This is a genomic window from Streptomyces carpinensis, from assembly GCF_002154505.1.
GTDB lineage: Bacteria > Actinomycetota > Actinomycetes > Streptomycetales > Streptomycetaceae > Streptomyces > Streptomyces carpinensis.
On the sequence record NZ_MUBM01000156.1, the window covers coordinates 20,567 to 28,241 of the forward strand.

Annotated in this window: 7 protein-coding genes; 3 read left to right on the plus strand and 4 right to left on the minus strand. The window is 70.7% G+C overall.

Going from position 1 to position 7,675, the window contains the following annotated elements:
• Window positions 1-58: 58 nt before the first annotated feature.
• Window positions 59-1,102, plus strand: a complete 1,044-nt coding sequence (locus tag BZY54_RS21075) for a helix-turn-helix transcriptional regulator (RefSeq protein ID WP_086726744.1) — start codon at window positions 59-61, stop codon at window positions 1,100-1,102.
• Here the strand turns inward: BZY54_RS21075 and BZY54_RS21080 are convergent.
• Window positions 1,065-2,054: a helix-turn-helix transcriptional regulator gene (locus tag BZY54_RS21080; RefSeq protein WP_086726745.1), complete on the minus strand. Its 990-nt coding sequence runs from the start codon at window positions 2,052-2,054 to the stop codon at window positions 1,065-1,067. The two genes, BZY54_RS21075 and BZY54_RS21080, sit on opposite strands and share 38 nt — an antisense overlap.
• Before the next feature lie 25 nt (window positions 2,055-2,079).
• Entirely contained in the window at window positions 2,080-3,090 is a 1,011-nt protein-coding gene (locus BZY54_RS21085) for a helix-turn-helix domain-containing protein (protein ID WP_167414035.1), read from the minus strand.
• A gap of 279 nt (window positions 3,091-3,369) precedes the next feature.
• Between BZY54_RS21085 and BZY54_RS21095 the strand changes: the two genes are divergently transcribed.
• Entirely contained in the window at window positions 3,370-3,705 is a 336-nt protein-coding gene (locus BZY54_RS21095) for a Rieske (2Fe-2S) protein (RefSeq protein WP_086726748.1), read from the plus strand.
• A gap of 147 nt (window positions 3,706-3,852) precedes the next feature.
• Here the strand turns inward: BZY54_RS21095 and BZY54_RS21100 are convergent, their stop codons facing one another.
• On the minus strand, window positions 3,853-4,272 hold the full coding sequence (locus tag BZY54_RS21100; RefSeq protein ID WP_086726749.1) for a pyridoxamine 5'-phosphate oxidase family protein: 420 nt from the start codon (window positions 4,270-4,272) through the stop codon (window positions 3,853-3,855).
• Window positions 4,273-4,428: 156 nt separating this feature from the next.
• On the opposite strand from BZY54_RS21100, the gene clpB reads away from it, so the two are divergent.
• Window positions 4,429-7,026, plus strand: a complete 2,598-nt coding sequence (gene clpB, locus BZY54_RS21105; protein ID WP_086726750.1) for an ATP-dependent chaperone ClpB — start codon at window positions 4,429-4,431, stop codon at window positions 7,024-7,026.
• A 52-nt stretch (window positions 7,027-7,078) separates the two neighbouring features.
• Here the strand turns inward: clpB and BZY54_RS50300 are convergent, their stop codons facing one another.
• A complete protein-coding gene (locus BZY54_RS50300) occupies window positions 7,079-7,531 on the minus strand; it encodes a hypothetical protein (protein WP_143668081.1) in 453 nt (150 codons plus the stop codon).
• Window positions 7,532-7,675: the final 144 nt, after the last annotated feature.

The window sequence follows — 7,675 nt, forward strand, 5'->3', positions numbered from 1 at the left end:
GTCCGGGCCGCGCATAGTTGCGCTGCGGACGACGCGGGAGCCGGGGGTGTGATGGAGCATGGCCGGGCGCGGGACTCACGAGCACCCACACGGTGCCGACCGACTGTGCGAGGCCGGGGATCGTGTGTACTCCCGGGCCGTACGGCGCGGACGTGTGCCGCGCCGCGACGCCGAGCCGGTGCCCTGCCTGCTTGAACTGGCCCTGCTGCACCCGGACCCCGACGACATGGACTTCCTGGTGCCGACCGCGCCGCAGGAGGTCATGACCCGCCTGCTGCGCGGGATGTTCGAGGAGGTCAGCGAGAGCCACCGCCGGGTGGGCTCGGCGGTGGCGGCCTTCGAGCGGTACGCGGGCCTGGGCAGTCAGGTCCAGCCGCTCCAGACCGCGGCCGAGGGCACGGCGATCCGCGTCCTGGACGGCCTGTCGCGCATCCAGGCGGCCATGGACGAGGCGACGGAGGCGTGCCGGACGGAGGTGCTGACCGTCCAGCCCGGCGGCATCCGCCGCGAGCACGAGCTGTCGGAGGGCCTGCACCGGGCGCTGGCGCTGCGCGGCCGGGGCGTGCGCATGCGCGACCTGTACACGCACGTGGCCCGGCACGGCCAGGGGCTGCTGAACTACCTGGAGCTGATGGGCGACGCGGTCGAGGCGCGCACGCTGGACGAGGTGATCGACCGGCTGATCCTGTTCGACCGCACGGTCGCCTTCGTGCCCGCCAACGCCGACCGCACGATGGCGCTGGAACTGCGCCACCCGGCGCTGGTGGAGTACCTGGTGACCGTCTTCGAACGGCTGTGGCGGCTGGCCATCCCGCTCACCGCGCCGCTGCCCGACACCGGCATCGAGGGCATCTCCCACCGCGAGCGGTCCATCGCCGCGCTGCTGGCGGAGGGACACCAGGACGCGGTGATCGCCGAGCGGCTGGGCATCAGCGTGCGCACCTGCCGTGCGCACATCGCCCGCCTGTCGGAGACGCTCGGCGCGGCCAGCCGTACGCAGCTGGGCGTCCGGATCGCCCAGGCGGGCCTGGACGGGCCGCCGGGCACCGCCGAGGCGCCGGCGGTCACGGTTCCCGGTCGAGAATCCCGGATCGCCCGATGAGATAGCCGAGCTGGGCTCTGCTCGCGCTGCCCAGCCGGGCGGCGAGCTTGGCGATGTGCTCCCGGGCGGTGCGTACGTTCATGCCCAGGCGGTCGGCGATGACGGCGTCGGTGTGGCCCTCCACGAGGAGGCTCGCGATGGCGCGCTGGCGGTGGGTGACGCCGCCCTCGGGCGGTCGCGGGACGGTCAGCGGGTACATGGGGGCGGCCAGTCGCCACAGCCGGTCGAAGGTGGTGACGAAGTATGAGATCAGCGCCGGGTGGCGCACTTCGAGGGCGACGGTGCCGTCCGCGTCGGCGGGGAGGAAGGCGACCTCGCGGTCGATGACGATCAGGCGGTCGGTGAGCTCGTCGAGGGTGCGGGCCTCGACGTCGCCGCTGAGCCGTTCGTAGCGGGAGAGCACGAGCGGCAGGTGACGCTGGGTGTGCTGGTAGAGCGTGCGGATACGGCCCCCGCGGTCGAGCAGGGCCTGGTCGCGCTCCATGGCGAGGACCTGCGCCACCTCGCCGCGCCGGCCTCCGTAGTGGGCGCTGGGCTGGATGCAGAGCACCTCCTGGGCCGCTTCGGCCATGCTCTCGGTGATGGCGAGGTTGATCCGCGGAACACCGCTGAGGACCCTCAGGCCCGGGGTGTCCGCCGCCCCGCTGTGCCGGTGGCCGAACCGCAGGAGCGGTTCGAACGTCTCGGCCAGCCGCTCCGCGTGCCGCCGCTCGTCGATGATGCGTCGCTCGGCGACGCGCAGCAGCCGGTGCAGCGCGGCCGCGGGGGTGACCGGCTCCAGCCGGCTCACCTCGTCGACCGCCGGGTGCAGCAGCCCGAAGTCCACCAGGCAGGGCGCCGCGGCGGCCTCCTCCACCGTCACCCGCCCCTCGAGCAGGGCCCGTTCGTACAGGGCCACGCCCACGGAGCAGAGGTCCTCCGGTCGGTGTTCCGGATGTGCTGCCGGGCTCACTGCCTGCCCCCTCCCACTGTCGCCGTCAGTGCTCCTGCTTCAGGATCCCGGACTGCGCGATGAGATACCCGAGTTGGGCCCGGCTGCCGCTGCCCAGCGCGTTGGCCAGCTTGGCTATGTGCGCCCGGCAGGTGCGGACGTTCATGCCCAGGCGGCGGGCGATCGCCTCGTCGACGTGGCCCTCCACCAGGAGTTTGGCGATGGAGTGCTGGATCTCCGTGATGCCGTCCGGGGCGGTTTCGTAGGGCGTGGTGGCGCTCAGCAGGACCGCGCGGTTCCACATGAACTCGAAGACCTTGATCAGATAGCGGATGAGTCCGGGATGGCGGAGCTCCAGGGCCACCTTCTGGTCGTCGCGGGTGGGGATGAAGGCGACGGACTCGTCGCAGATGATGAGGCGTTCCACCAGCTCGTCGATCGTGCGGTACTCCACCTTGCCGTTGGCGAGGTGATCCACGTAGGCCAGTTGTTCGAGGTTGTAGCGGACCGTGTGCTGGTACAGGGTGCGGATGCGTACTCCGCGGTCGACCAGTGCCGTGTCCCGCTCCAGGCCCTGCCGGATGGTCCGCTCGGTGAAACGGTTGCTCGGCTGGACGGTGAGCATCTCGCTCTGGCACTGGGACGTGGCCAGGTCGAGCGCCGCGTTGATGCGGTCGCTGCCCTCCAGCACCGTGATGGAGGGGGTGGCCGATGCCGTCTGCGTGCTGAGGGACAGGAACGGCTCGAAAGCATCGGACAGTTCGATCGATCGCCGGCGGCGTTCGGTTATCTCGCGTTCGAGGGGGGTGAGCCGCTGGGCCAGCGCCACGACGGGAGGTACGGGGCGAAGCCAGTCCGGGTCGTCCGGATCTGGGTGGAGCAGGGCGAACTCCATCAGGCAGGGGGCCACTTCCGCATCGGTGCGGCAGATGCGCCCGGTGCGGAGCGCATGGGCATAAAGTCGGCCACCTTCCTCGCACATCTCGGTCACCGCATGAGGATGTGTCTCCTTAGTCTGATTCGCCACCAAATCTCCACCCCCCAGGGTCCTGAACATGCAGGAACATGATGCACCGATTGTGTGGCCATGACGTGCCCGAATGAGCCATCGTCGTATCGGACGGGGGAAGAGGGGACCTTCAAGTGAGGACGAAGCCGACTATGGGTAAGAGAGCGCTTCGCTCGGTACTTGTCGCCACCTTCTCCGCCGTTGTGGCCCTCGTGGCATTGAGTGGGCCCTCAGCGACGAAGAGTGACGACCGGGCGGACAGTAAGTGGCCGGCGGTACCTGTGTCCACGGCTCCTGCGGACGCGGCAGACAGTTCTGGGAGCTGATGTGACCACGCCACCCGACGACCGCTCCTTCCGACGTGAAATGGCCACCGCCTACCGTTCGGGCTGGCACTTCATCGACCTGGTCACCGCCATCCCCCACAGGGGCGATTCGGTGATGGTGACCGTCTTCGGTGAGCCGGTGGTCGTCACGCGGGACGAGGACGGAGACGTACGGGCCTACCGGTGCCTGCGGCGGCCGCGCGGTGCGCCGCAGCCCGTGCGGTGCGCCATCCGGTACGGAATGATCTTTGTGAACCTGGACCAGCGGGACCACCGGCAAGTGGCGCCGGAGCCCGCCGACCTACGGACCATCTCAGCCACCCCCCGCAGTGCCTGACGCGATTCCCCCGTCGCAACACATCGCTCAGGTGCTTCCCCCCGCAGCGGCGTCACCGTGACCTGAACACGGTGACGCCGCTGCAGTTTTCCCTGGTATCTCCGGAAATCCCCCATGCGAGCCGTGGCCGGAAAACGCCCCCGGCTCTCAGCCGCGCCCCAGCGCCCGGGTCAGTTCGATCTCGATCACCACACGGGACGGGTTCGGGCCCGGCGTGCGGTCGTAGCGTTCGGCGTAGCGGCGTACCGCCTCCGCGATCCGCTCCGGCTCCGTCCGGACGAACGCGCGCCCCTCCAGCGTGGCCCAGCGCCGTCCCTCCACCTGGCACACCGCGACCGGCGCCCCCTGCTCCCCGGCCGCGAGCACGTGCCCCACCTTCGCGCTCGTCCTGTTGGTGATCACCCGGGCCAGGCGTGCGTCCGGGTCGTACGTCACCCCCACCGGGACGACATGCGGGGTGCCGTCGGGGCGGAGCGTCGTCAGGGTGCACAGGTGCCGCTCCTGCCAGAAGTCGAGATACGCGGTGTCGGGAGCCCCCGGGTCGAGGGCATACGTGGTGGTGGCCATGGACACGGAACCTAGCTCGAATCCGGACCGGCCGAACCGGCCCACCCCCTTGAGGCTTGCCTTGAGTGGAATAGACTCAACTTTGTGCACGTTGTTTGAGTCAGCACTGGGAGACGTGGCAGACCGCTGACGCCGCCAAGGAGGAGAGAAGCGACCGTGGACGCCGAGCTGACCAACAGGAGTCGGGACGCGATCAACGCGGCCGGGAACCGGGCCGTGACGGGGGGACACCCCGACCTGACCCCCGCCCACCTGCTCCTCGCCCTGCTCGAGGGCCAGGACAACGAGAACATCATCGACCTGTTGTCGGCCGTCGACGCCGACCAGGCGTCCGTCCGTGCCGGCGCCGAGCGCGTGCTCGCGTCGCTGCCCAGTGTGACCGGCTCGACCGTCGCTCCGCCGCAGCCCAACCGCGAGCTGCTGGCCGTGATCGCCGACGCGCAGAGCCGGGCCAAGGAGCTGGGCGACGAGTACCTGTCCACCGAGCACCTGCTCATCGGCATCGCCGCCAAGGGCGGCGCGGCCGGCGAGGTGCTCTCCCGGCAGGGTGCCGGTGCGAAGAAGCTGCAAGAGGCGTTCCAGAAGGCGAGGGGAGGGCGCCGGGTGAACACACCCGACCCCGAGGGCCAGTACAAGGCCCTGGAGAAGTTCGGCACCGACTTCACCGCGGCGGCGCGCGAGGGCAAGCTGGACCCGGTCATCGGCCGGGACCAGGAGATCCGCCGCGTCGTGCAGGTGCTCTCGCGCCGCACCAAGAACAACCCGGTCCTCATCGGCGAGCCCGGCGTCGGCAAGACCGCCGTCGTCGAGGGACTCGCCCAGCGGATCGTCAAGGGCGACGTGCCCGAGTCCCTGAAGGACAAGCGGCTGGTGGCGCTGGACCTCGGCGCGATGGTCGCGGGCGCGAAGTACCGCGGTGAGTTCGAGGAGCGGCTGAAGACGGTCCTCGCGGAGATCAAGGACTCCGAGGGCCAGATCATCACCTTCATCGACGAGCTGCACACCGTCGTCGGCGCGGGCGCGGGCGGCGACTCCGCGATGGACGCCGGCAACATGCTCAAGCCCATGCTGGCCCGCGGCGAGCTGCGCATGGTCGGCGCGACCACGCTCGACGAGTACCGGGAGCGGATCGAGAAGGACCCGGCGCTGGAGCGGCGCTTCCAGCAGGTGCTGGTGGCCGAACCCAGTGTGGAGGACTCCATCGCGATCCTGCGCGGGCTCAAGGGCCGCTACGAGGCCCACCACAAGGTCCAGATCAACGACTCCGCCCTGGTGGCCGCCGCGACCCTGTCCGACCGCTACATCACCTCGCGCTTCCTGCCCGACAAGGCGATCGACCTCGTCGACGAGGCCGCCTCCCGGCTGCGCATGGAGATCGACTCCTCGCCCGTGGAGATCGACGAGCTCCAGCGCGTCGTCGACCGGCTGCGCATGGAGGAGCTGGCCCTGGACAAGGAGACCGACGCCGCCTCGCGCGAGCGCCTGGAGAAGCTGCGCCGCGACCTCGCCGACAAGGAGGAGGAGCTGCGCGGTCTGACCGCCCGCTGGGAGAAGGAGAAGCAGTCCCTCAACCGCGTCGGTGAGCTGAAGGAGCGGCTCGACGACCTGCGCGGCCAGGCCGAGCGCGCCCAGCGCGACGGCGACTTCGACACCGCATCCAAGCTGCTGTACGGGGAGATCCCGACCCTGGAGAAGGAGCTGGAGGCCGCCTCGCGCGCCGAGGAGGAGGCCGCCAAGGACACCATGGTCAAGGAGGAGGTCGGCCCGGACGACATCGCCGACGTCGTCGCCTCCTGGACCGGTATCCCGGCGGGCCGCCTCCTGGAGGGCGAGACGCAGAAGCTGCTGCGCATGGAGGACGAGATCGGCAAGCGGCTCATCGGCCAGGGCGAGGCCGTGCGCGCCGTCTCCGACGCCGTACGCCGCAGCCGCGCGGGCATCTCCGACCCCGACCGGCCCACGGGTTCCTTCCTCTTCCTCGGCCCGACGGGCGTCGGCAAGACCGAACTGGCCAAGGCGCTCGCGGACTTCCTCTTCGACGACGAGCGGGCGATGGTCCGCATCGACATGTCGGAGTACAGCGAGAAGCACAGCGTGGCCCGGCTGATCGGCGCCCCGCCCGGTTACGTCGGCTACGAGGAGGGCGGCCAGCTGACGGAGGCGGTGCGCCGCCGCCCGTACAGCGTGGTCCTGCTGGACGAGGTGGAGAAGGCCCACCCCGAGGTCTTCGACATCCTGCTGCAGGTGATGGACGACGGCCGGCTGACCGACGGTCAGGGCCGCACGGTCGACTTCCGCAACACGATCCTGGTCCTCACCTCCAACCTGGGCAGCCAGTTCCTGATCGACCCGATCACGAGCGAGGAGGAGAAGAAGGAGCAGGTGCTGGAGGTGGTCCGCGCCTCCTTCAAGCCGGAGTTCCTCAACCGCCTGGACGACCTGGTGGTCTTCTCGGCCCTGACCAAGGACGAGCTGAGCCGGATCGCGCAGCTGGCGATCGACCGCCTGGCCCGTCGTCTGGCGGAGCGCCGCCTGACCCTGGACGTCACTCCGCAGGCCCTGGCGTGGCTGGCCGACGAGGGCATGGACCCGGCCTACGGCGCCCGCCCGCTGCGCCGTCTGGTGCAGACCGCCATCGGCGACCGCCTCGCCAGGGAGATCCTCGCCGGCGAGGTCAAGGACGGCGACACGGTCCGCGTCGACCGCTTCGGCGAGGGCCTGCTGGTGGGCCCGGCGACCGGCAAGACGCTGTAGCTCCCGGGCGCACGCGCGGCTCGTCACCCGGCCGGGTGACGGGCCGCGGCGCTCACGTCGTGAACGCCGCGAACCCGACCAGGGCGGTGCCGGAGTCCTCGTACACCCCGCTCACCTGCACGGCGTCGGCGCCCACCCCTTCCGGCAGGCCCTTCATGTGGTTCAGATCCAGACACAGATCCGCGTCGTCCGCGCAGAACTCCGTCTCCGGCGCCGGGGCGTCCGGGTAGGTGTGGTGCAGCCAGTCCAGGACACCGGCCCGGGGCATCCGGAAGTCCGCGCTGCAGGACACGTCCTGCCGGCCCTGCTCCACGCACACCCGGGCCTGCTGGGCGCCGTCCGGAAGGGCCGCCCCGCCGAAGCTCAGCGCCTCCGTGCAGGGGACCGTCTTGGGGCCGCCGCCGAGTGGGTACTCGGAGTCGGACAGGACCATGCCCGCGAAAGCGACGAGGAACGGAGCAGGGCCGCCGCCGGCACCGCCATGACCGCCGCGACCAGCCACCATCTGGTCCGGCCCCGTGGCACCCGTTCGGCGCCGGGCCGATCCGCCGTTCCGGTCCGTGTACGTGCCATGATCCCCACCTCCACCCGCCAGGCGTCCACCGGTCGGCCGGATCATGTCAGCCCAGGGCTGACATGATCCGGCCGA